This is a genomic window from Vibrio sp. 5S239 (assembly GCF_041439575.1).
GTDB classification, from domain to species: domain Bacteria; phylum Pseudomonadota; class Gammaproteobacteria; order Enterobacterales; family Vibrionaceae; genus Vibrio; species Vibrio kanaloae.
In genome coordinates, this window is sequence record NZ_JBGOOM010000069.1 from 1 (window position 1) to 1,179 (window position 1,179).

The window sequence follows — 1,179 nt, forward strand, 5'->3', positions numbered from 1 at the left end:
TAAGGTGTTATGCGGTGGCTTCGTATTACGTTGCTCACTACTTAGCTTAGCGTTAGTCGCCAGAAAAAGCTAGCAATCAAAATCATGTTTCTGAGCTTAAAACTTAGCAGCAGTTTTTTGGTATACAGATTCATCGTCGATCACTAGAACTTAGTTTTAGCTGTTTCGAGTCCAAAATTTTGCAAGTGTCCTAGCGGTTGTTTTGTTCTTTGGTGCTGACAGAGCAGGGCAATCGAGAGTTTGTTTTTGGTTGCAACTCCGCTCGGTGAGTTTGTTGGTACAAAAGCTGATTTACTCGCTGAAACAACGTTTTCTCTGGTGTTGTAAATTCCACTTGGTTTCAGTGACTTTGTTGAAAGTCCGCACTGTGAGATTGGTTTCCCAAAAGCTCTTTTTTGGTGTTGTCAGTCCGTTTTCTGCGGCGTTGTTTGTTCTAAGTGGTTTCATTGACTTGGCGCTTTGAGACTACGTCCGATTTAAGTGCGTCAAAATGCATAAAGTTTGTTGTTCGCAAAGTTTAGTTCGGCTTAAAATTGTCGCTCGGTGCCTCGCGACTAACAAACTGCTCAAGAGGGATTCGCAACGCGTGGCATTTTTACTATGCGTTGAATTTAGTGATTAAGGTGGTATGCGGCGGCTTCGGTATTGCGTTGTTCACCCCTTAGCAGGGCGTTATGCAACACGAGGGTAAATATGACATCATCGAGTTTTCAAGTTATTGATGCAAAATCTTATTTCAACATAATGGTAAAGCCTCAATACGAGCAGTTTTTAGCTCAAAATTCATGTGTGAAAAGTGCATTGCTTTCGACGATGTTAACCTATCACATGTATGAATGGGCTCACCCAAAAGAGAAGTTCTCAATAGACCGATTCGAGAAAAGATATCCAAAGCAAAAAGACCTAGCCAATTTATTCGAAATGGCTAGAGATATCACTAATGGTTTGAAGCATTTTAAAGTTAAGCCAACGACAACCCGTAGTCAAAGGGGCTTTTCATCTGCATTCAGTAATGCTTTTGCGCGTCCATTGATCATTGTTTCCTATTCTGGGGAAGAAATTTCAGTAGATCAGTTTCTTGAGGCAATGGTCGGTTTTTGGGAGAAAAACATTGAGAATATTGCATAACAAGAGACTATGGCGTCAATAGTTAATTTTTGGCGCTACCTTTATCCCACA

At 40.9% G+C, this 1,179-nt stretch carries 1 protein-coding gene and 1 pseudogene; one reads left to right on the plus strand and one right to left on the minus strand.

Features of this window, described 5'->3' with window-relative positions; genetic code table 11:
- Positions 1–143: 143 nt before the first annotated feature.
- A pseudogene (locus ACED48_RS20460) lies at positions 144–447 on the minus strand (hypothetical protein).
- Between the two features lie 246 nt (positions 448–693).
- Here ACED48_RS20460 and ACED48_RS20465 point away from each other — a divergent pair.
- A complete protein-coding gene (locus ACED48_RS20465; RefSeq protein WP_017058391.1) occupies positions 694–1,128 on the plus strand; it encodes a hypothetical protein in 435 nt (144 codons plus the stop codon).
- Positions 1,129–1,179 lie beyond the last annotated feature (51 nt).